A 22203-nucleotide genomic window follows, 5' to 3' on the forward strand; every position below is an offset into this window, starting at 1 on the left:
GCGTCGTACACCAGGAGCCGCTGCCCGTACGACGCCCCGGACCCCCTCCCGGAGCGAGTCTCGAACCGAAGCCGCAGACCACGAGAGACCACCGAGGAGCTGAACCCCCATGAACACACTCGCCCACGCGGGCCCCGGCCCGTGGATCCTCTTCTTCCCCCTCGTCTGGGCCGCCGTCGTCGTCGGGATCGTCACCGTCGCCCGCCGCGCCGGATGGCGCCAAGGCCGCCCGTGGCGCGACTCCGGGCCCGACGAGCGCTCGCCCATCGCCCTGCTCGGCCACCGCTTCGCGGCCGGGGAGATCGACGAGGACGAGTACTGGCGGCGCCTGACCGTCCTGGAGGAACAGTTCGGCCGCGCCGCGGACCCCAAGGGGCGCCGGACATGACCGCCCCCGCCCCGCTCCCCGCCGCCCGGGTCGTCGAAGCCGTCAAGGTGTACGGGCGCGGCGACACCGAGGTCAGGGCCCTCGACGGAGTGAGCGTCGACTTCCCCGCCGGCCGCTTCACCGCCGTCATGGGCCCCTCCGGCTCCGGCAAGTCCACCCTGATGCACTGCGCCGCCGGACTCGACACCCTCACCTCCGGCGCCGCCCTCGTCGGCGACACCGACCTGTCCACCCTCGACGACCGGCGCCTGACCCTGCTGCGCCGCGACCGGATCGGCTTCGTCTTCCAGGCCTTCAACCTGCTGCCGACCCTCACCGTCGCCGAGAACATCACCCTCCCGCTCGACCTCGCGGGCCACGCCGTCGACCGCGACCGGTTCGACCGGCTCGTCGACACCGTCGGCCTGCGCGTCCGCCTCCACCACCGGCCGGGCGAACTCTCCGGCGGACAGCAGCAACGCGTCGCCGTCGCCCGGGCCTTCGCCGGCGACCCCGACGTCGTCTTCGCCGACGAACCCACCGGCAACCTCGACTCGCGCTCCGGCGAGGAGGTCCTCCGCCTGCTCGGCCGTACGGTCCGCGACACCGGCCGTACGGTCGTCATGGTCACCCACGACCCCGTCGCCGCGGCCCACGCCGACGAGGTGATCTTCCTCGCGGACGGCCGCCTCGTCGACCGCATGACCGGTCCCACGGCCGACCGCGTCCTCGACCGCATGAAGGCCTTCGACACGGGCGCCACGACGGTCCCCGGAGGTGCGCCGTGAACACCCCCGCCACCCTCCGGCTCGCCCGGGCCTCGCTCCGCGCCCACCGGCGCCGCTTCCTCGGCACCTTCGCCGCCGTCCTCCTCGGCGTCGCCTTCCTCACCGGCACCCTCGTCATGGGCGACACCCTCCGCGCGAGCTTCGACTCGATGTTCACCAGCGCCACCCGGGGCACCGACGCCGTCGTCCGCAGCTCCGTCACCGTGACCGCCGCCGGCGAGGCCCAGGGCACCCGCGGCCCCGTCGACGCGGCCCTCGCCGAGCGCCTCGCCCGGGTCCCCGGGGTCGCCGCCGCCGCGCCCCGGATCGAGGGCGCGGGCCAGCTCCTCGCCGCCGACGGCACCCCCGTCGGCGGCAAGGGCCCGCCCACCCTCGCGGGCAACTGGATCGAGGACCCCGCCCTCAACCCGTACCGCCTCGCGGAAGGCCGCGAGCCGAGCGCACCCGGCGAGGCCGTCGTCAACCGGGGAGCCGCGAAGACGGCCGGTCTCGCCGTCGGCGACACCACGGTCCTGCGCACCCCCGACCCGGTGAAGGTCACCGTCGTCGGCCTGGTCACCTTCGGCGGCGCGGACGGCATGGGCCAGGTCACCTGGACCGGCCTCACCCGCGCCGACGCCGAGAAGCACCTGACGGCGCGCCCCGGGGAGGCGACGAGCATCGCCGTCCGCGCCGGGCCCGGCGTCTCCCAGGAGGAGCTGGTCGCCGCGCTGACGCCCGCCCTGCCCGACGGCGTCGAGGCGATCACCGGACAGCGGGCCGCCGAGGAGAACACCGAGATGGTCTCCGGCCGCTTCCTCGACCTCTTCACCACCTTCCTGCTCGTGTTCAGCGGGGTCGCGGTCCTCGTCTCCGTCTTCACCATCCACAACACGTTCGCGGTCCTCGTCGCCCAGCGGACCCGCGAGAACGCCCTCCTCCGCGCCATCGGCGCCGCCCGCCGCCAGATCGTCACCGGCACCCTCGCCGAGGCGCTCACCGTCGGACTGCTCGCCTCCCTCGCCGGGCTCCTCGCCGGGATCGGCGTGGCCGCCGGACTCCAGGCGCTGTTCCCCGCGATCGGCTTCCCCTTCCCCGGGGGCGACCTCGTCGTGACCGGCACCTCCCTCCTCCTGCCGCTCGGCGTCGGGCTCGCGGTCTGCGCCGGTTCGGCGCTCCTGCCGGCCGTACGGGCCGGGCGCACCGCCCCGCTCGCCGCGCTCCGCGAGACGGACGCGGACGGTTCGGGCACCTCCCGCCGCCGCGCGCTCACCGGCGGCGCCCTGCTCGCCACCGCCGTGGGCACGGTCCTCGCCGGCGTCCTCGGCACCCCGTCGCTGTGGCTCGCCGCCATCGGCGCCGCGCTCGCCGTCGCCGCGTTCGTGGTCCTCGGACCGGTCGCCGCCACGCTCGCCGTACGGGTGCTCGGCCGCCCGCTGCGCGGGGTCAACCACCGCCTCGCCCGCCGCAACGCCCTGCGCAGCCCGGGCCGTACGGCCGCGACCGCCGCCGCCCTGATGATCGGGGTCGCCGTCGTCACCCTCTTCACCGTCTTCGGCGCCTCCCTCAAGGCGACCATGGACCGCACGGTCGACCGTTCCTTCGCCGGGGACGTGGCCGTCGGCACGCCCTCGTTCGGCGCGGGCGGCAGCGGGCTCAGCCCCCGCCTCGCCCCGGCCGTCGCCGCGCTGCCCGAGGTCGACACCGCCGTGGGCCTGGGACGCGGCGTCGCGGAGGTGGACGGCCGGGGCCGCGCGCTCACGGTCACCGACCCGGCCGCGCTCGCCCGGACGCTCGACCTGGGGGAGGTGCGGGGCTCCCTCGCCGGCCTCGGTACGGACGGGCTCGCCGTCGCCGCCGACGAGGCCGCCGCCTCCGGTCTCGCGCCCGGCCGGACCGCCGAGCTGACGTTCACCGACGGCAGCAGGCACACCTTCACGGTCCGCGCGGTCTACGAGCGCTCCGACCTCGCCGGCGACTACCTCGTCACCCGGGAGGCCTGGGCCCCACACCGCGCCCAGGACGCCGACCGGCTGGTCGCCGTCTCGTTCGAGGAGGGTGTCGGCACCGAGGAGGGCAAGGCCGCCGTGACCGAGGTCGCCGACCGGTACGGGCACCCGGAGGTGCAGACCCGCGAGGAGTACGCGGAGGCCTCGGCGGGCGGCATCGACATGATGCTCACCCTCGTCTACGCGCTCCTCGCGCTCGCCGTCCTGATCGCGCTGCTCGGCATCGCGAACACGCTGACCCTCTCCGTCCACGAACGGACGCGCGAACTCGGCCTGTTGCGGGCCGTCGGGCAGACCCGGGCCCAGCTGCGGACCGTGGTCCGCTGGGAGTCCGTCCTGGTCGCCGCCTTCGGGACGGTCGGCGGGCTCGTGCTCGGCGGCTTCCTCGGCTGGGTCCTCGTCCGCGCCTCGGCCGGCTCGGGCGACAGCGCCCTGGCGTTCGCCGTACCGGCCGTACGGCTCGCGGCCGTGGCCCTGGCCGGGCTGGTTGCGGGAGCGGTGGCGGCCTGGCGCCCGGCCCGCCGGGCGGCCCGCCTGGAGATCCTCCGGGCGATCGCCACCGAGTGACGGGAGGGAGGGGATCCGTCAGCCCGCTCGGCCCGCCAGGACCGGGCGGGCCAGCGACGGCGCCGGCACCGGTTCGGCCGGGGTGCTGAGGGGCATGCCGGGGAGCCGGCTGTACCCGACGCCCGCGAACAGGCCCTCGGTCGCGGCCTCGTACACGGCCCGCGCGCACTCGTCGACGGGGTCGCCGAGGGCCGGCGCGGTGAGGGTGAACCACACGACCTTGCCGTCGGCGCCGCACGGACGGACGCCCCAGCTCTCGCTGACCGCCCCGACGATGCCGAGCCCCCGGCCGGAGGTGGCGAGCGCGTCGAGGTCGTCCACCGGGCCGAGCGTCCCGAACGCGTCGAGCGCGTCCGGACGCCGGACCTCGGGCAGGCGGGGATCGTGGTCCCGGACCGAGACGGTGAGCCGGTCGAGCAGCAGCTCGATCTCGACCTTGCACCCCTTGTCCGGCTGGGCGTGGCGGTGCACGTTCGTCAGCAGCTCGGTCAGACCGAGGACGGCCTGGTCCACCAGGGCGTCCAGCTGCCAATGTCGAAGGTGCGCGGAGATGATGCGGCGGACCTGTCCGATCCGCGACGGCAGGGCCTGAAGCTCCACCGCGTAGTACCTGCTCGGCTCGCTGATCACGGCTGCGACTCCCCGAAGTGGTCCGGAAGAAGACGAAGATTCGGATCTGTCTCTGCGGTACAGAAGGGGGCGGCGACCTGATCGCAGCGTCACCACCGCTGAACCCTCAGTGAGGTGGATTCCAGCCTGGACCAGCCGTGACCGCCCCGCAACTCGCCGCGAGCCTCCGCAGCTCAGGCCCGTCGCGCGGCCCGTTCGAGCGCGTCGAGGAACCGCTCCGGCGCCTCCGCCTCGCCGTCCCGCAGCGTCAGCCGGTACCGCGTGCCGTTCACGGTCGCCACCGTCTCGTCCGCCTTCGCGAACCACGGCCGTCCCGCCCGCACCTTCGAGACCGGCGCGCTGTCGATCTCGCTGCCGTAACTCGTCAGGAGCGCGAGACGACCGTCCTCGATCCGCACCTCGCCCGCGCGCGTCAACGAGCGCGGCCAGCGCGCGATCCGTACGCCCCTGGCGCTGAACTCGGGCTCTGCCATGCCGATCCGCCCCTTTCACCCGGTTGCCGTACCCAGTGTGCCGGGCCGTCGCCGCGCGCACCAGTAGCGCTCCCGAAGGCCGTCCACAAGGCAGGCCTATGGAACGTCAAAGGGAACGTTTGCCCAGGTGAGAGCGGTATTGTCGGCAGGGGGAGACCCCTGAGGCGACACACGAATAGAGGGACGGATGAGCACCACCCACGAGAGTGCGGCCGCGGTCACGGTCGACGTCGACCGCAGCGACCCGGCGTACCGGTCCTGGCTGAAGGAGGCCGTGCGCAAGGTCCAGGCCGACGCCAACCGCTCCGCCGACACCCATCTGCTGCGCTTCCCCCTCCCCGAGAAGTGGGGCATCGACCTCTACCTCAAGGACGAGTCGACCCACCCCACCGGCAGCCTCAAGCACCGCCTCGCCCGCTCCCTCTTCCTCTACGGCCTCTGCAACGGCTGGATCCGCCCCGGCAAGCCCGTCATCGAGGCCTCCAGCGGCTCGACCGCCGTCTCCGAGGCGTACTTCGCGAAGCTCATCGGCGTCCCCTTCATCGCCGTCATGCCCCGCACGACCAGCCCCGAGAAGTGCCGGCTCATCGAGTTCCACGGCGGGCGGTGCCACTTCGTCGACGACTCGCGCACGATGTACGAGGAGGCCGCCGCCCTCGCCGAGCGCACCGGCGGCCACTACATGGACCAGTTCACCTACGCGGAGCGGGCCACCGACTGGCGCGGCAACAACAACATCGCCGAGTCGATGTACCAGCAGCTGAAGCTGGAGCGGTATCCGGAGCCCGCCTGGATCGTCGCCACCGCCGGCACCGGCGGCACCTCGGCCACCATCGCCCGCTACGTCCACTACATGCAGCACGACACCCGGATCTGCGTCGCCGATCCCGAGAACTCCTGCTTCTTCGACGGCTGGACGCACCACGACCCGAACGCCACCGCCGACTGCGGCTCGCGCATCGAGGGCATCGGCCGCCCCCGCATGGAGCCCAGCTTCGTGCCCGGCGCCGTCGACCGCATGATGAAGGTGCCCGACGCGGCGAGCGTCGCCGCCGTCCGCGCCCTGGAGACCGCGATCGGCCGCAAGGCGGGCGGCTCCACCGGCACCGGCCTGTGGAGCGCCTTCAAGATCATCGCCGAGATGGTCGCCCACGACCGCACCGGCAGCGTCGTCACCCTCATCTGCGACCCGGGCGAGCGATACCTCGACAAGTACTACTCCGACGACTGGCTGGCCGCCCAGGGACTGGACATCACCCCGTACTCCGCCGCCATCGAGCGGTTCCTGGCGACGGGGGCCTGGCCGGAGTGAGCCGCCGGTCCAGGCGGCGCGCCGCGTCCCGGAAGGAGAGCCCCACGCCCGGTGCCGCGAGCCGCAGGGCGAGCCGGAACGGGGCGGCGCCGTCGGCGGCCATGGTCCAGCGCAGCCGGGTGCCCGTGCCGGCGGGGGAGAGGGCCCACTCCTCCGCCATGGCCGTCACACCGGGTGCGTTCGTCGCGTCCACGCGGTAGGCGTAGCGGAGGTCGGGTTCGGCGGCCAGGACCGTCTCGTCGAAGGCGATCCCGCCGCGCAGCCGCACGGTCCGGCCCGCGCCGTCGCCGGTCGGGACGGCGGAGGTGACGGCCGTGAACCACGACGGCAGGCTCCCCACCTCCACGGCCACCGAGCGGTAGACGGTCGGGGGCGGCGCGGCGAGGGTCGCGGTGAAGACCAGGCGGACGGGGGCGGAGGCGGTGAAGCCGAGCTCCACCGGGCGCAGGCGGCGTGCCATGGGGCCTCCCGGGGCGGGTCATGGACGGACCCAGCACGATAGCTGACGCGCCATCAGTATCCCAGGGGGCCACCAAGCGGGACCCGCACCCTGAGGGGCGGCGCCCCCACCCGTGTGGGGCCGAGCTCTGCGGGACGGCGCCCCCGTCCTGCCCGTGCGGGCCGCGCCCGCGCCTGCCTGGGCGGCTTCCTCCTGCCCGTGCGGGCCCGCGCCCTGCGGGGCGGTGCCCCTGCCTGTGTGGGCGCCCGCCCTGCGGGGCGGTGCTCCCGCCCACCCGCCGTGTGGGCAATCGTCCCGCTGGGGCGGGACGGGTGGGCACACGGGACGGCGCCCTTCAGCGGCGCCTCCGCGTTCCGCGCCTGGACCCGCACCGACAGCGGCGGTGCACACGTGGTGCGGGTCCAGGCGCAACAGCCTCGGGCGCCGGCAGGGCGCGGGTCCGTTGTGCCCACCCGTTCCGCCCCAGCGGAACGACTGCCCACAACGGGGTGGGCGCCGCCCCGGCGGGCGCAGCCCGCGACGGAGCGCGGGGGCGGGCACCGCCCGGCGGGCGTAGCCCACAACGGCGGGGCGCCGCACCGGTGGGCGCGGCCCGCGACGGGGGTGGGCGCCGCACCAGCGGGCGCAGCGCGCAGCGGGTGTGCCCATGACGGCGGGGCACCGCCCGGCGGGCGTGGCGTCACGGCCCCCGGAGCAGGCCCTCCACCGCTCGGCCGAACACGGCCCGCCCCGCTCGGGCCAGCACCGGATCGAAGGCGGTCGGCACGCCCCGTACCGAAAGTTCCTCCGTCCACAGCACCCGGCACCCCCCGCCCTCCGTGGCCGTCACCTCGATGACCGCCCAGCCCCGCACCACCCGCCCGGACTTCTCCAGGCGGCAGACGCCGGGGCGGTCGGCCGTCGGGGGTTCCCAGCGCACGACCTCCATCGGGTCGTCGAAGGACAGCCGGCCGACGCCCGTGCGGGCGACGAACCGGGTGCCCACCCCGTACGGTCCCGGCGTCAGCACCCTCGTCCGGGTCAGCGGCACCCGGCGGCCGTGCGCCGGCCAGTCCGTCAGCCGCCGCCACACCTCCTCCGGCGACCGCCGCACCGTCCGCTCGACCCGGAAGAGGCTCACTCCCGTTCCTCGCCCGGCACCACGAGGCCCGGGACGTACTCCGTCACCTCGGCCCGTACCCCCGCGGGCAGACCGCTGTCCGTCACCCAGGTGTCGACCTCGTCGAGGGCGGCGAAGGAACTGAGGCCCACCGTGCCCCACTTGGTGTGGTCGGCGACCACCACGACCCGGCGCGCCGAGCGCATCAGGCACCGGTTGGTCTCGGCCTCCGCCAGGTTCGGCGTGGAGAGCCCGGCCTCCACCGACACGCCGTGCACACCGAGGAAGAGCAGGTCGAAGTGGAGGGAGCGGACCGCCCGGTCCGCCACCGGCCCCACCAGCGCGTCGGACGGCGTGCGGACCCCGCCGGTCAGGACGACGGTCGCCGCCCCGCGCCGCGTCTCGCCCCCGCCGCCGGTCTGCTGCGCCTCGTGGAACACGTCGGCGACCCGCACGGAGTTGGTGACCACCGTCAGGTCCGGCACGTCGAGCAGGTGCCGGGCCAGCGCGTAGGTCGTCGTCCCGCCGGACAGGGCGATCGCCGTACCCGGCGAGACCAGCGCCGCCGCCGTCCGGGCGATCTCGTCCTTGGCGCTCGGTTCGAGCACCGACTTGGCCTCGAAGCCCGGCTCGTGGGTGCTCGCCTCGACCACCGGAACGGCCCCGCCGTGCACCTTGGCGACCATGCCCTGCCGGGCCAGCGCGTCCAGGTCGCGGCGGATCGTCATGTCCGAGACGTTCAGACGGCGGGTCAGTTCGTTCACCCGTACGCCGCCACGCCGCCGTACCTCGTCGAGGATCAGGGCGCGCCGCTGCTCCGCGAGGAGGTTCTGGTTGTCAGTCACCGTCGGGGCCGGTCCTTCCGCAGGAGACAAGGGGATGAGTGTCGGATTCGGTGAGGAACCGTGCGCGGTCGCACGGCCTTCCGCGATCCTGTTGCCGACGTCGCATCTTCCCACTCTGAGAGGAAGCCCCCTCAGTGTCCCCTGCCACACCCGCTCCGGAGAGCGGGGGCGCGGCGCTCGAACTCCTCGTCCACGGAGTCGGCGGAGCCACCCCCGAATCGATGCTCGACGACCCCAGGACCGTACGGGTCACCGGCGACCGGACCGCCGCCGTGTACCGGCGGAGCGAGGACCTCGACGCCGAGGAACACCCCGAGCGGTACGCGGCGCGTCCCGTCCCGGAGGCGTACTGCTGGTCCAATCTGACCTCCGGCGACGGCACCCGCGCCCTGTGGCTGCTGCTCCTGCCCTTCATGGTGGCCAACCTGGCGCACTGGATGCGGCCGCCCGCCGAGGGCAGGCCGGCGCTCGTCCGGCTCTACGGGGTCGTCGTCCGGCTCGTCGCCCTCACCCTCACCGTCCTGCTCACGGCCGCCGCCTGCGAGGTGGCGCTCGACCTGACGGCCTGGCAGTGCGCCGCCACCACGGCCTGCACCGACCGGTACTCCTGGCTCGGTTTCCTCTCCGCCGGGCGCGGCGGCTGGTGGTCCCTTCCGGGCCGCCGTCTCGCCCTCGCCGCGCTCGTGCCGACCGCCCTCGTCGGGCTGCTCTGGTACCTCTCCAACCGGACCTGGAGCGCGTACGAGGCACAGCGCCCGCCCACCGGATACGACGCCCCCGTCGCGGAGCCCGGGGCCGACACGGAGGCGGCGGACGCCGCCGAGCCCGACGGCCCCGTCGAGCTCCGTCCCGCGCTCGGCCGCCCCGGCTTCTGGTACGGCCGCCGGCTCGTCGCCCGCCTCCGGGCCGCCCACACCGCCGCCGGGTTCCTCACCGTCGCCGCCGCCCTCGTCACGGCCGCCGCCCGCCACGACGCCGGCGCCCACGGCCTCCGCACCGTCCTCGGCTGGGTCCTCCAGACCGCCGTCGCCGTCCTCGCCGCCGTCGTGGTCGGGGTCGTCTGCCGGCGCGGCCGCAGCGAGAGCCGGCTCGACCTGCGCGTCGAACGGGCCCTCGTCTCCTGGCTGCCCGCCGCCTCCCTGGCCCTCCTCGCGCTCACCGCGGTGTACGCCGGCTGGTCCCGCCCCGGCTGGACCTCCTCCGGCACCCTCCCCGGCGACGCCGTCTTCGGCGCCCTCACCCTCGTCCAGGGCGGTCTCGTCGTCGCCCTCGGCGTCGTCGCCCTGCTCCTCCAGCGGCCCCGCCGGGACCCCCGCACCGCGCTGCGCGGACTCGGCGGGCCGGCGGTCGCCATGCTGGCCTGCGCGCTCGCCGGGGTCATGTCCGGGGGAGTGGCGCAGCGGGTCGCCGACTGGCTCGACGGCCCGGCCACCCCCGGCATGGGCGACCGCGGCCCCAGGATCGGCCCGCCGGTCCTCCTCAGCTGGCAGGCCTCGGTGATCCCCGTCCTGCTCCTGCTGCTCCTCGCCCCCGCCGCCCTCCTCGCCGTACGGACCGTCCTCGACGCCCGACGCCTGCGCTCCGCCGTCGAGGCCGACTACGCCGCCGCCGGCGAACGCGACCCGGTGCGTACGGGACAGATCGCGGCCGGCCGGGCCCGCGCCTCGCTCACCGACTCCGCGCCCGTCCTCGTCGGCGTCGTCTCCGGCGCGACCCTGCTCCTGGGGGCCGCCTCCGTCGCCGGAGCCTGGGCCAGCGGCAACGTGCCGGGCCGGGCCTTCGACGGGGCCCACCCGGCGATCGCCTCCCTCGCCTCCGTCACCCAGGCCCTCGGCTCCTGGATGATCGGCTTCGGCTTCCTGCTCTTCGTCACCTGGGGCCGCCGCGCCTACAAGGACGCCTCCGCCCGCCGCACCATCGGCATCCTCTGGGACGTCGGCACCTTCTGGCCCCGCGCCGCCCATCCCTTCGCCCCGCCCTGCTACGCCGAGCGCGCGGTCCCCGACCTCACCTGGCGGATGAGCTCCTGGACCCGGAGCACCGGCGGCCGGCTCGTCATCTCCGGGCACTCCCAGGGCAGCGTCCTCGCCGCGGCCGCCGTCTGGCAACTGCAGCCCGCCACCCGGAGCCGGGTCGCCCTGCTCACCTACGGCTCCCCGCTGGAACGGCTCTACGGCCGCTGGTTCCCCGCCTACTTCGGCCCCGAGGCGCTGCGCGCCCTGAACCGTACGGTGCACTGCTGGAGCAACCTGTACCGCGCCACCGACCCCATCGGCGGCCCCGTCAGGGTCCCCGCCGAGGACGGCCGTCCGGCCGTGGACGCGGCGGTGCTGCTCGACCCCGTGGCGTACGGCCGCACCCGCCGGCATCCGCTGCCCGAACCGATCCTCGGCCACTCCGACTACCAGGCCGACCCGGCGTTCGCCCGGTGCCGCTCCGGACTCCTCGACCGGCTGCCGCCGGCCTTCCCCCTCCAGCGGACCGAATCGCCCCTGGAGCAACCGCCCCTGGATCAGGGGATGTCGGGGATGTCCTCCGGGTAGAGCAGGGTCAGGTCGTCCGTGCTCGCCTCGGCGAGCGCGGCGACCCGGCCCGCGTGCCGCTCCACCATCGACTCGAAGGTCCCCCGCGCCGTGCGGCCGTTGCCGAACGCCGGGCCCTTGGGGAGCTTCTCGAAGTACGCGAGCAGCGCCTCGTCCGTGCCCGGCGCCAGCCGGTACTCGTGCTCGTCCGCCTGCTGGCCGACGATCCGCAGCAGCTCCTCCGGCGTGTAGTCGCCGAAGGTGATGGTCCGGGAGAAACGGGAGGCCACACCGGGGTTGACGGTGAGGAAGCGCTCCATCTCCGCCGTGTACCCGGCGACGATGACCACCACCGCGTCCCGGTGGTCCTCCATCAGCTTCACCAGCGTGTCGATCGCCTCGCGGCCGAAGTCCCGTCCGGAGTCCTCCGGCGACAGCGCGTACGCCTCGTCGACGAAGAGGACGCCGCCGCGCGCCCGGTCGAAGGCCTCCTGGGTGCGGATCGCCGTCGAGCCGATGTGCTCGCCGACGAGGTCCACCCGGGAGACCTCCACCAGGTGGCCGCGCTCCAGGACCCCGAGCGAGGCGAGGATCTCGCCGTACAGCCGGGCCACCGTGGTCTTGCCCGTGCCCGGGTTGCCGGTGAAGACCAGGTGCCGGCGGACCGAGGCCGCCTTGAGGCCCGCCTCCTGACGCCTGCGCCCCACCTCGATCATGTTGGTGAGGGTCCGCACCTCCAGCTTGACGCTCTCCAGGCCCACCAGGGCGTCCAGTTCGCCGAGCACGTCCTGCGAGGAGCGGGCCTCCGGAGCGGGCTCCGGCGCGGCCGGCGGGACCGCCGGGGCCGCCGGGGCCGCCGGGGTGCGCGGCGCGGGCACCGTGCCGAGCAGCCCCGCCGACTGCGCGACCGTCAGGACCGTGCCGCCGTCGGGCACGGAGGAGCGGACCGCGCTCTCGTCGCTGGTGCAGTCCTCCGCGCTCGCGCCCTCCTCGGGGAACTCGTAACCGCCGCGCGCGCAGCGCTCCGTGCGGCACCTGCGCAGGATCGTCCGGCAGCCGTCCGTGACGTGGAAGCCGTATCCGCCGCTGCCCGTCACCCGGCAGCCGTGGAAGGAGCCGCGGCCCTCCGCCGAGACGTAGAAACCGGCCTCGGCGGGCGAGGTGACCACACACCGGTCGATCGTGGGGTCGGCGCCCTTGGTGACGATGACCCCGGTCTGCACGGAGTCGATCGTGCAGCCGCCGAGGGTGCCGCCGCTGCCGTGGTCCCGGAACCAGGCGCCCGTGGACGCCTCCCGGATCCGGCAGTCGTCGAGCTGCGCGGTGGCGCCGTCGCTCACCGACACCGCCGTGTTCCGCACCTGCGTCAGATCGCTGTCGACGACGTCCACGCGCGAGCCCCGGTCGAGGACGAACAGCGCGTCCGGCACGTCGTGCACCCGGCAGGCGTCGAGGACGGCGGTCGCCCCGTCGCTCACCCACACCGCCGGGTAGTCGCCCGTGCTGTCGTGGATCTCGCACTGGTTGGCGTCCACCCGCGTCCCCGGGTCCCACACCGACAGGCCGTTGCGCCCGAAGCGGCGGACGGTCGACCGGGTCAGCGTCAGGACCGAACGCGAGCGCAGGTCCACCGCGTTCTCCGGCACGTCGTGGATGTCGCAGTCCGAGAGCGTGAGCACGGCGTCCGTGTCCAGCGTGATGCCGTCCGCCGAGGTGCGGTGCACCGAGGAGTCGGTGAGGTGGGCGGTGGCGCGGGCCGCGATCTGCAGACCGGCGCCCTTGATCTCGTACACCTCGCAGCCGACGCCCTCCAGGCCGCTGCCCTCGCCGGTCACGGCGATCCCCGCGCCGGAGGAGTGGTGCACCCGGCAGCGTTCGAGGCGCGGGTGCGCTCCGCCGCGCACCGAGACCCCGGCCTGCCCGGCGGAGACCACCTCGCACTCCTCGAAGACCCCGCCGGCGCCGTCGAGCACGGCGATGCCGACCCCGGCCGGGTTGTCGACCGTGCAGCGGCGGACCGTCGGCCGGGCGGCGCCCCGCACCTCGATCCCGGCGGCCGAGCGGGTCATGATCCGCAGGTCGAGCAGCTCGGGCGTGCCGTCCTCGACGAGCAGCGCGGGCGCGGCCACGTCCTGCCCCTCGATGTGCAGGTCCTGCACGGTGACGGAGGCGCGCAGGGTCAGCGGCACCCCGTCCGGCGGCGCGATCCGCACCGAGCCGATCCCGCCCTCGGGGCCGCGCAGGGTGACGGCCCGCCGGACCACGAGGTTCTCCCGGTAGGTGCCGGGCGCGACGGTGAGGACGTCCCCGTCGCCCGCGGCCTCCAGGGCGGCGGCGAGGGAGGGGTACTCACCCGTGCGGCGCCGCCACCGCGATGTGCCGGTGTGCGTCACCTGGACCGTGCCCTGTGCCATGGGTGTGTCCTGCCCCCGCCTCATGCCTCGCCGCTGATCCGATGCCCCACCGTAGCGCGCGCGGCGCCGCCGGGTTGACGGGTCGACGACCCGCGTGCGCACGGGAGGCCGACCGCCGCCGGACACGCGTCACCGCCGGTCCGGACCGGTCGGGCTCGGTCGCGGAGCGGTCGAACCCGAACGCGACGCGCGCGGGACGGCAGGGGTCGGCCGGGGCACGCGGACCGGCCGGGACGGGCGGGTCGGCCGGTGACGGTCGCCCGCCGCTGTCAGCTTCCCGTGCCCGTACGGCCCCAGTCGGGGCCCGCCGCCGCCCACGCGCGGTCGAGGCGCGCGTACCGCCGCAGCACCAGTCTGCGGACGGCGAGACGGCGGACGAGCTCCACCAGCGACCCGGCGAGGAGAGCGGCCGTCAGTCCGGCGACGACCGCGTGCGCGCGCGCCGTCCCCAGCTGCATCGGCGGCGCCGCCGGGCGCCCCTCCCGGTCCGTCCAGAGCCGGAAGGCGGCGCCTGGCGCGGAGTGCTGCCGGGCGGCCATCACCGTCCCCGTGCGGACCGAGCCGTCCGGCGCGGTCCAGCGGGCCACCACCGAGCGCCGCAGCCGCTCCTCCCCGGCGGTCTCGACGGATCGGGGACCGCTCGCGGTGCCGTGGGCGAGCCGCACCACCTGCGCCGTCGTCGGCAGCCGCTGCGCCTGCTGCGCACGGGCCGCGCGCGACAGCGAGCCGTACGCGGAGGTGCCGGCCGCCCAGCCGGTCAGCGGCACCGCGGTACAGAGCAGGACGATCGCCACGAGGGCGATCCACGCCTCGACGAGATCGGTGGTCCGGCGCAGGGGATTGTGTCGCCAGCGCCAGAGTCCGGTGGCTGCACGCACGTCTGGACCCCCTGGTTGTACAACGCCTCGCTGTTCACCCTTCCTCCAACGAGTGTGCCCCCGGGGCGGGTTCCCCGCCTGCCGGACCGGTGAACCGGGGCGCGCGGCCCAGGGGCCTCAGTCCAGGATCTTCACGGCGTCGCCGACCCGGACGGTGCCGGTGTGCTCGGGGACGAGGTTCTGGCCGAAGACGACCCGGCCGTCGCTCGTGCGGTGCCGGGCGAGCGTCCGCAGCGGCTCCTTGCCCCGCTCGGCGGTGATCTGGTCCGTCGTGGTGACGACGCAGCGTCCGCAGGGCCGGGCGACCCGGAAGGTGACCTCTCCGACGGCGAGCCGCTTCCAGCCGTCCTCCGCCCAGGGGGCGGTGCCCTCGACCACCAGGTTCGGCCGGAACCGGTTCATCGGCAGAGGGCCCTCGTCGGCGTGGTCGCCCTGGGCTATCAGGGAGTTGAGGGCGTCGAGCGAGGCGGTGGTGGTGACGAGCAGCGGATAGCCGTCCGCGAAGCTCACGGTCTCGCCGGGCAGGGCGTAGTCCGGGTCGACCGGACGACGGTGCTCGGGCGCGTCCATGTGGACGAGCCGCACGTCGCTCTCCAGGTACTCCGAGAGCCAGGCGGCCGCGGCGGGGTCGGCCGGGACCGCCTCCACGGGCTTGTCGAAGATCTCCATCGTGAGGGTGGTCGAGGGGTGCGGGACCTCGACCACCAGCGTCGGCCGACCGGGAGCGGACAGGGAGACCCCGCCGTCCGGCAGCGGCTCGGCCGTGGCCAGGGCCATCCGGGGGTGACGGCGCTGGGTCACGACCTTGTTCGCGGAGTCGACGACGGCCCAGCGGCGGTCCCGGGCCAGCCCCCAGGGCTGGACCTCGGCCTCCGTGCGGGCCAGCGCGCGCATGGCTTTCACCGGGTGGACGTGGACGGAGCGGAGCACAGGAGTGGACATGTCCCCATCCTGCCAGCCGCCCCGTCCTCCACGTCGGGCGTTGTGCGGAGCCTGTCAGTAACCCCCGCCCTGGTAGGGACGGTTGTACGGGTCGTCGTACGGCGCGGGGGCCGGGACCGGCGCGGGCCGGGGGGCCGCCGGACGCATCGCCTCGTACCCGGCGGCGGCCGGGCGGGGCTGCTGCGGGTACTGACCGCCCGGGTAGCCGCGCGGGGCCGCCGCCTGCTGCGGGATGTACGGGGCCGGGGCGTGCTGCAGCGGGACGGGGGCCATCTGCGGCGAGGGCTGCGGGTAGCCGTAACCGCCGCCGTAGGCCGGGGCCGGCTGCGGGCTGGGCGCCGCCGGGAGGGCGGGCAGTGCCGCGGGGAGCGCCGGCAGGTGGGAACCGCTTCCGGAGAAGCTGCTGCCGGTGTCGTAGGCGGCGGGCACTCGGATCGGGGCGATCTGAGGCGTGCCCCGCTCCGCGACCAGGGAGTCGTAGATCGGGGTGTCCGGGAAGGACGGCGCGGTGTGGTAACCGCCTCCATAGGTGGAGCGGGGGGAGGTCATGGCACATAAGTTAAGCCCACGATGTGCCGGTTGGGGAGACCCTATCTTCGGGTCATCCGTTTTACGTTGTTTTTGTCGGCCTGACCTGCCGAAACGTTGTTAAAGGCTGCGTTAACGGAGGGGGCTTTTTCCTTCGGTCGAGGGACATCCGTCAACGCCGACCCGGGCGGTGGACTTTCGATCCGGGGCGCCTGAAACTCAGGATTATCGAGCTATTACCGACCGTAACTGCGCGTGGGCGTCCCGCGGATTCCCGCGGCCGTTCCGCCGGCGTGCGTCACGGCCGGGGCCCCGGGCCGTCCACGCGACCGGGACCGGCGCCGACGGCCCGGTCGGCGCCGCGGTCCGCGGCCGGTGGACGGGCCCGGGGCCGTCCGGCTACTTCTGCCAGCCCACGGTCTCCGGCAGGGGCGTGCCGAAGATGGTGGCGCCGACGTTGGCCAGGCCCTTCTTGACGCCGTAGATGGACGGGCCGCTGAACAGGGGCAGGTAGCCGTACTGTGCCAGGGCCTTGCGCTCGACGGCGTTGGCCTCGGCCGTCTGCCGGGCGGGGTCGGCGATCGCGGAGACGGCGTGGATCTCCTTGTCGAGTGCGGGGGAGCCGATGCTCACGAGGTTGGAGGCGCTGTCGGTGCAGTAGAACTCGCACAGGTAGCGGGTGCCGAACGGGTCCCCGGCGCGATTGCCGACGAGGAAGATGTCGAAGCTGCGGTCGGTGAGGATCTTGGCGAAGTCGGCCTCGGTGGAGTTCTTGAGGTCCACATGGATACCGACCGGCTTGAGCATCTGCACGAGGGCGCCCGCGGTGGCCTTCTCCAGCGGATCGTCGCCGCGCAGGGTGTAGGTGACGGCGAGCTTCTTGCCGTCCTTCTCGCGGACGCCGTCGGCGCCGGGCTTCCAACCCGCGGCGTCCAGGGTCTTCTTGGCGTTCTCCGGATCGTGCTTGATCACGGCGCCGACGTTGTCGGAGTAACCCTTCTGGAAACCGAAGAGCAGCAGGGAGCCGGGCAGGGGCTCGCTGTAGTCGCCCAGGCCCTGGAACTGGATCTTGGCGATCTGGGTCCGGTCGATGCTCTCCATGAGCGCCTTGCGCACCTGAATGTCCTGCAGGTGGGGGGATTTGGCGTTGACGTAGAAGGAGTACGCGAACGGGCTGCCGCCCTGGCGGATCTCGGTGCCCTGGACGCCGGAGAGCCGCTTCAGGCCCTCGGCGTCGCCGGCGGAGGAGTAGTCGATCTGGCCGTTCTTGAAGGCGTTGGCCGCGGCGTCCGACTCCAGGTTGACGTAGACGCGCTGGTCCAGCCTTCCCTTCTTGCCCCACCACTTGGGATTGCGCACGAAGGTGAGGTCGCCGCCCTCGGGGTCGAACTTTCCGACGGTGTACGGGCCGGCGCCCCACTCGGGGTGGACCTTCTTGACGTAGGCGTCGTTGAAGCCGGCGAGGGTGGCGGCCTTGGGGTGCAGGAACGTGGTGAACAGGCTCGACCACCAGGGGGCGACGCCCTTGAAGTCGACGACCGCCTGCTTGTCGTCCGCGCCGCGGGTGACCGAGGTGATGTGGCCGTATCCCTCGGTGTCGGAGGCGTTGTACCTCTTGTCCGCGCCGTTGTTGGCCTGCCAGGTCGCCTTGACGGCCGTCCAGTCGATGGGGGTGCCGTCGTTGTAGGTGGCCTTGGGATTGAGGGTGAGGACCACCCGCTGGTTCCCGCCGGTGACGCCGACCTTCACGTCACTGAGGTAGTCCGGGTTGTACTGCGTCTCGCCGGTGGGGGAGTACGTGATGACGTCCGGGTTGTACCAGAACCAGACGCGCTTGGCGGTGAGCGTGGCGTTGGCGTTGAACGGGTTGCCCTGGTCGTCGATGGTGCCGGCGGTGGTGTAGGTGCCGCCGTCCTTGAGCTCGTCGTAGGACCGGGGGTTGTAGTCGACCTGTGCCGAGGCCGCGGCGGGGGTCGCACCCTTCCCGGAGGCCTTTCCGGTGCCCGCCGTGGGGGAGCCGGAGGCGCTGCAGGCCGAGACGGCGAGAGCGAGGGCCGCGGTGAGGGCGGCTGTGGAGACGGCGGTTCTCGGTCGCATGGCGGAGGGGATCCTCATTCCTTCATGGGGTGTGCCGGCACCAGGGGGTGCGGTGCCGGCGTGTGGGGCCGGGGTCAGCGGGCGTGGCAGGCGTGGCGGTGGCCGGAGCCGGGCGCCGCCGGGCCCAGCGCGGGCCGCCGCGTACGGCACCGCTCCCGCAGTCCGTCGTCGTCGAGCGACCGGTACAGCGGGCAGCGGTCGACGAAGACGCAGCCCTGGGGGAGGTTCGTCGGGCTCGGCAGTTCGCCTTCGAGCACGATCCGCTCGCGGGAGCGCTCGTGCCGCGGGTCGGGCACCGGGATCGCCGAGAGCAGGGCCTCGGTGTACGGATGCCGGGGGTTCTCGAAGATCGCCTCGGTGTCGCCGGTCTCGACGATGTGCCCGAGGTACATGACCGCGACGCGGTCGGTGAAGTGCCGCATCACGGCCAGGTCGTGCGCGACGACCAGGTACGCCAGGCCGAGTTCGCGCTGGAGCCGGGCGAGCAGGTTGACGACGCCCGCCTGCACGGACACGTCGAGGGCCGAGACCGGCTCGTCGAGGACCAGGATCCGGGGCCGGGTCGCCAGGGCCCGGGCGATGCCGACGCGTTGGCGCTGCCCGCCGGAGAGGGCTTGGGGGAAGCGGTCCGCCACCGAGGCGTCGAGGCCGACCATGCCGAGGAGTTCGGCCACCCGGTCCCGGATCGCGGACCGGTCGGCACCGACGGCCTGCAGCGGTTCGGCGAGCAGCCGGAAGACGGGGAGCCGCGGGTCGAGGGACCCCGTCGGGTCCTGCATGACGATCTGCACCGCCCCGCGGAGTTCCCGCAGCCGCCGGGCGGAGCCGAGGTCGGCGACGTCCGTGCCGGTGACCTCGATCCGGCCGCTCTCCGGCGGCCTGAGCCGCAGGATCTCGAGGAGCGTGGTGGTCTTGCCGCTGCCGGACTCGCCCACCAGGCCCAGGGTCTCGCCGGCCCGCAGGTCGAACCCGACGTCGCTGACCGCGTGGAGGGTGCCGACGCGGCGCCTGAGGAACGCGCCCTTGGTGACGGGGAAGGTCTTGCTCAGGCCCGACACCCGCAGCACCACCTCGCCCGGGGCGGTGTCCTCCGGGACCTCCGGGCCGTCCGGCGCCGGGAAGAGCGCGTCCGCCGTCAGCCGGCCGTCGGCGATCTCGTCGGCGCGCAGGCAGGCGACGTCCCCGTGCCCGGCGACGGGCGTCGCCGCGGGTTCCCGCGTGCGGCAGGCGTCGAGCACGGCGGGGCACCGGTCCGCGAAGGGGCAGCCGGGGGGGAAGCGCCACCAGCGACGGGGGTTCGCCGCCGATGGGCGCCAGGGGGCGGCCCTTCGGGCCGTCGGGGCGGGGCACCGCGCCCAGCAGGCCGATCGTGTACGGCATGGCGGGCCGCCGGAACAGCTCCTCGGCACCCGCCCGTTCGACGATCCGCCCGGCGTACATGACGGCGACGTCGTCGGCGTACCCGGCGACGACACCGAGGTCGTGCGTGATCAGCACGACGGCCGCGCCGGTCTCGGTCTGCGCGGTCCGCAGCACGTCCAGGATCTGGGCCTGGACGGTCACGTCGAGGGCGGTGGTGGGCTCGTCGGCCACGATGACCGACGGCGCGTTCGCCATGGCCAGGGCGATGACGACGCGCTGACGCATTCCGCCGGAGAACTCGTGCGGGAACGACCGTGCCCTGCGCCGCGGTTCGGGGATGCCGACCAGGTCGAGGAGTTCGAGCGCGCGGTTCCACGCCGCCTGCTTCGTGAGGTCCTGGTGCACGCGCAGCGCGTCGGAGAGGAGCCGGCCGACCGAGTGGATCGGGGGCAGCGCGGACAGCGGGTCCTGGAAGACCATGCCGATGTCCTTGCCGCGTATCCGGGACAGCTGTTTGTCGTTCAGGCCGACCAGGTCGCGGCCGCCGAGCAGCACTTCGCCCGACACGCGGGCGGTCGGCGGCAGCAGCCCCATGATGCCCATCGCGGTCGCGGACTTGCCCGACCCGGACTCGCCGACGATGCCCAGGGTCCGGCCGGGCAGCAGGTCGAAGCCGACTCCGCGCACCGCCTCCACGGGACCGGCCTCGGAGGGGAAGGAGATCCGCAGGTCCCGCACCGACAGGGCGGGCACCGGCCCGGTGCCGCGCGAGGGCGACTCGGGAGCGGGTGCGAGGGTGAACGTCATCGTGTGCCTCCCGAGGCCGCCGATACCGAGGTGGGGTCGAGGGCGTCACGCAGCCCGTCACCGACGAGCGACATCGACACGGTGAGCAGTACGACGAGGCCGGCGGGGAACGCGAACAGCCACGGGGCACTGGTGATGGTGCCGGAGCCGTCGGCGAGCATCGTGCCCAGCGACACGTCGGGGGTCTGGACGCCGAACCCGAGGAAGGACAGGGCCGTCTCGCTGAGCACGGTGGCGACGATCCCGAAGGTCAGGTTGACCACGAGCAGGGACCCCAGGTTGGGGATGATGTGCCGCACCACGATCCGCCACGGCCGCACGCCCATGAACTCGGCGGCGAGCACGTAGTCGCGTTCGCGCAGCGACGTGGACAGCGACCAGACGACCCGGGCGGTGGTCATCCAGCCGAAGACGGTGAGCACCAGGATCAGCACCCGCCAGTCGCCGGCGAGACGGTGCGAGACCAGGGCGAGGATCAGGAACGACGGGATCACCAGCAGGAAGTGGATGACCGCCAGGGTCAGCTTCTCCACCCTGCCGCCGAGGTACGCGGCGCCCGCACCGATCACCGAGGCGAGCACGATCGTCAGGACCGACACGCTGACCGCGATGACCAGCGACCGCCGCAGTCCGTGCACGGCCTCGGCGTACACGTCGTTCCCGCCCTGATTGGTGCCGAAGTAGTGGGCCGCGCTCGGCGGCTGGGTGAGGGCGGTGAAGTCCGCGTCGGTGTACGCGAAGGGGGAGAACAGATCGCCGAGGACACCGAACAGCACCAGGAGCGCGAAGAGCGCCACGCCGAGCAGGGCTCCGCGGTTGCGGGCGAACCGGCGCAGGTACAGCCGGCCGCCGCCGAGTTCCGTCATGTCAGCTCACCCGTACCCGGGGGTCGAGGAGGACGACGGCGACATCGGCGAGGATCGCGCCGACCGCGGTCATAGCCGCGCCGAACGCCGCCACCGCGACGGTGCCGTGCACGTCGTTCTTGCCGATGGTCTGGATGAAGTACTGACCCATGCCGTTCCAGCCGAAGACGGTCTCGGTGATGACCGCGCCCGTGAAGACGGCGGGGACGCCGAACGCCACGGAGGTGGCGGTCGGGATCAGCGAGGCGCGCAGCGCGTGGCGGCGGATCGCCTGGGCGCGGGTCAGCCCGGTGGCGCGCACGGTGCGCACGTAGTCCGAGCCGATGGCGTCGAGCAGCAGGGTGCGCTGGGTCAGGTGATAGCCCACGTACCCGAGGAGGGTCAGGCTCAGCGTCGGCAGGACGAGGTGCTGCACCCGGTCGAGCACCGTCGGCAGGAGGCCCTCGACGGTCGGGGACTTCTCCCCGGCGACGTACAGGAAGCGCAGCCCGAGGCCCTGGTTGAGCCGGATCCCGACGAGGACCACGGCCAGCGCGGCGACGGCGGTGGGGATGTTGAACAGGAACACCGACACCAGCTGTGTGACCCGGTCCCACCAGCCGTACTGCCGGGACGCCGTGGACACGCTCAGCCCGACGCCGACGAGTACGGACAGGAGCGTGGCGACGGTGACCAGTTGGGCGCTGACCAGCACCCGGAAGCCGATCTCGCCGTTCACCGAGGCCCCGACCGGGGACTTCCCCCAGTCGAAGTGGAACACCACGTCGCCGAACCAGTGCCACCACCGGTCCACCAGCGGCACCCGTGGGTCCAGGTTGTAGGGCGCCAGGGCCTGGTCGATCTCCGCCTCGGTACGGACCGGGCGGGTGTCCTTGTAGTTGGACCTCGGGTCGAGGAACCAGGCGGCGAGTACGTACGTGACGTTGGTGGCGACCACGATCATGGCCAGCCAGCCGGCCGTCCTGCGCATCACGTGGCGGAGCACGACCCCGCCTTCCCGGGCGCCGGAGCGACGGACGCGGAACGTGGTGCGGCGGTGTGGGCCGTACGGAGGGCCGGCGGGGGTGTGCCGGTTATGAACATGCGGGACGTGCTTTCTGAAGGACGGAAACGTGTGGCCGATCGGGCGACGCCGTGCTCGCGATGCGGTGCCGCGCGGCTCGACGCCTCCGCGTCGGAGGGAGGCGAGACCTGGCGACGAGTCATTCTGTGGTCGTGATCGGAGCCGCCGGAAGCATGCGCGGGTGGCTGTCACACG

General features: G+C 74.1%; 17 protein-coding genes and 1 pseudogene. 5 read left to right on the forward strand and 13 right to left on the reverse strand.

The annotated features are described in order from the left end of the window. Nucleotides 1–109: 109 nt before the first annotated feature. Genes ACIGW4_RS06775 through ACIGW4_RS06785 form a run of 3 tightly spaced genes read left to right on the forward strand, consistent with a single transcriptional unit; the run spans nt 110 to nt 3710 of the window. Entirely contained in the window at nt 110–388 is a 279-nt protein-coding gene (locus ACIGW4_RS06775; RefSeq protein ID WP_399578861.1) for an SHOCT domain-containing protein, read from the forward strand. Further along, nucleotides 385–1155 (forward strand): ABC transporter ATP-binding protein, encoded by a 771-nt coding sequence (locus tag ACIGW4_RS06780; protein ID WP_399578862.1) that lies wholly within the window; start codon nt 385–387, stop codon nt 1153–1155. The genes ACIGW4_RS06775 and ACIGW4_RS06780 overlap by 4 nt, the downstream gene beginning before the upstream one ends. Beyond that, the gene (locus ACIGW4_RS06785; protein WP_399578864.1) at nt 1152–3710 is read left to right on the forward strand and encodes an FtsX-like permease family protein; all 2559 of its coding nucleotides are present in this window, start codon (nt 1152–1154) and stop codon (nt 3708–3710) included. The genes ACIGW4_RS06780 and ACIGW4_RS06785 overlap by 4 nt, the downstream gene beginning before the upstream one ends. A gap of 18 nt (nt 3711–3728) precedes the next feature. Here ACIGW4_RS06785 and ACIGW4_RS06790 read toward each other — a convergent pair whose 3' ends face one another. Both ACIGW4_RS06790 and ACIGW4_RS06795 read right to left on the reverse strand, forming a co-directional pair. Next, nucleotides 3729–4340, reverse strand: a complete 612-nt coding sequence (locus ACIGW4_RS06790) for an ATP-binding protein (RefSeq protein ID WP_185094890.1) — start codon at nt 4338–4340, stop codon at nt 3729–3731. 173 nt (nt 4341–4513) lie between these two features. Then, the gene (locus tag ACIGW4_RS06795; RefSeq protein WP_123458623.1) at nt 4514–4813 is read right to left on the reverse strand and encodes a hypothetical protein; all 300 of its coding nucleotides are present in this window, start codon (nt 4811–4813) and stop codon (nt 4514–4516) included. Between the two features lie 187 nt (nt 4814–5000). Here ACIGW4_RS06795 and ACIGW4_RS06800 point away from each other — a divergent pair, with 187 nt between their 5' ends. Continuing rightward, nucleotides 5001–6125, forward strand: coding sequence for a PLP-dependent cysteine synthase family protein (locus tag ACIGW4_RS06800; protein WP_123458622.1), 1125 nt, complete (start codon nt 5001–5003; stop codon nt 6123–6125). On the opposite strand, the gene ACIGW4_RS06805 is transcribed toward ACIGW4_RS06800, so the two are convergent. The 3 genes from ACIGW4_RS06805 to ACIGW4_RS06815 all read right to left on the reverse strand — a co-directional run bounded on the left by ACIGW4_RS06805 (nt 6067) and on the right by ACIGW4_RS06815 (nt 8529). Next, complete coding sequence (locus tag ACIGW4_RS06805) at nt 6067–6585, reverse strand: SRPBCC family protein (protein ID WP_123458621.1); 519 nt, start codon at nt 6583–6585, stop codon at nt 6067–6069. The two genes, ACIGW4_RS06800 and ACIGW4_RS06805, sit on opposite strands and share 59 nt — an antisense overlap. Before the next feature lie 679 nt (nt 6586–7264). After that, nucleotides 7265–7705, reverse strand: coding sequence for an SRPBCC family protein (locus ACIGW4_RS06810; protein ID WP_398710954.1), 441 nt, complete (start codon nt 7703–7705; stop codon nt 7265–7267). Next, nucleotides 7702–8529: a DeoR/GlpR family DNA-binding transcription regulator gene (locus ACIGW4_RS06815; protein WP_185094889.1), complete on the reverse strand. Its 828-nt coding sequence runs from the start codon at nt 8527–8529 to the stop codon at nt 7702–7704. The genes ACIGW4_RS06810 and ACIGW4_RS06815 overlap by 4 nt, the downstream gene beginning before the upstream one ends. A gap of 134 nt (nt 8530–8663) precedes the next feature. On the opposite strand from ACIGW4_RS06815, the gene ACIGW4_RS06820 reads away from it, so the two are divergent. Further along, nucleotides 8664–11072, forward strand: coding sequence for a hypothetical protein (locus tag ACIGW4_RS06820; RefSeq protein ID WP_398710953.1), 2409 nt, complete (start codon nt 8664–8666; stop codon nt 11070–11072). Here ACIGW4_RS06820 and ACIGW4_RS06825 read toward each other — a convergent pair. From ACIGW4_RS06825 to ACIGW4_RS06860, 8 genes and pseudogenes are all read right to left on the reverse strand, one after another. Further along, entirely contained in the window at nt 11042–13465 is a 2424-nt protein-coding gene (locus ACIGW4_RS06825; RefSeq protein WP_399578867.1) for a right-handed parallel beta-helix repeat-containing protein, read from the reverse strand. The genes ACIGW4_RS06820 and ACIGW4_RS06825 overlap by 31 nt on opposite strands. Before the next feature lie 269 nt (nt 13466–13734). After that, entirely contained in the window at nt 13735–14343 is a 609-nt protein-coding gene (locus tag ACIGW4_RS06830) for a hypothetical protein (protein WP_399578869.1), read from the reverse strand. A gap of 117 nt (nt 14344–14460) precedes the next feature. Then, a complete protein-coding gene (locus ACIGW4_RS06835; RefSeq protein ID WP_399578870.1) occupies nt 14461–15285 on the reverse strand; it encodes an MOSC domain-containing protein in 825 nt (274 codons plus the stop codon). Nucleotides 15286–15339: 54 nt separating this feature from the next. Then, on the reverse strand, nt 15340–15834 hold the full coding sequence (locus ACIGW4_RS06840) for a DUF6643 family protein (protein ID WP_123458615.1): 495 nt from the start codon (nt 15832–15834) through the stop codon (nt 15340–15342). Between the two features lie 378 nt (nt 15835–16212). Continuing rightward, nucleotides 16213–17910 carry an ABC transporter family substrate-binding protein gene (locus ACIGW4_RS06845; RefSeq protein ID WP_399578871.1) on the reverse strand — a complete coding sequence of 566 codons (1698 nt, stop codon included), beginning with the start codon at nt 17908–17910 and terminating at the stop codon, nt 16213–16215. Between the two features lie 74 nt (nt 17911–17984). After that, nucleotides 17985–20079: pseudogene (locus ACIGW4_RS06850) on the reverse strand (dipeptide ABC transporter ATP-binding protein). Next, nucleotides 20076–20945, reverse strand: a complete 870-nt coding sequence (locus tag ACIGW4_RS06855; RefSeq protein ID WP_359592370.1) for an ABC transporter permease — start codon at nt 20943–20945, stop codon at nt 20076–20078. Before ACIGW4_RS06855 ends, ACIGW4_RS06850 begins: the two are co-directional and overlap by 4 nt. A 1-nt stretch (nt 20946) precedes the next feature. Continuing rightward, nucleotides 20947–21930, reverse strand: a complete 984-nt coding sequence (locus ACIGW4_RS06860; RefSeq protein WP_359592372.1) for an ABC transporter permease — start codon at nt 21928–21930, stop codon at nt 20947–20949. Nucleotides 21931–22203 lie beyond the last annotated feature (273 nt).

It is taken from the genome of Streptomyces sp. NPDC053513 (assembly GCF_044544765.1).
Classification (GTDB): Bacteria; Actinomycetota; Actinomycetes; order Streptomycetales; family Streptomycetaceae; genus Streptomyces; species Streptomyces litmocidini.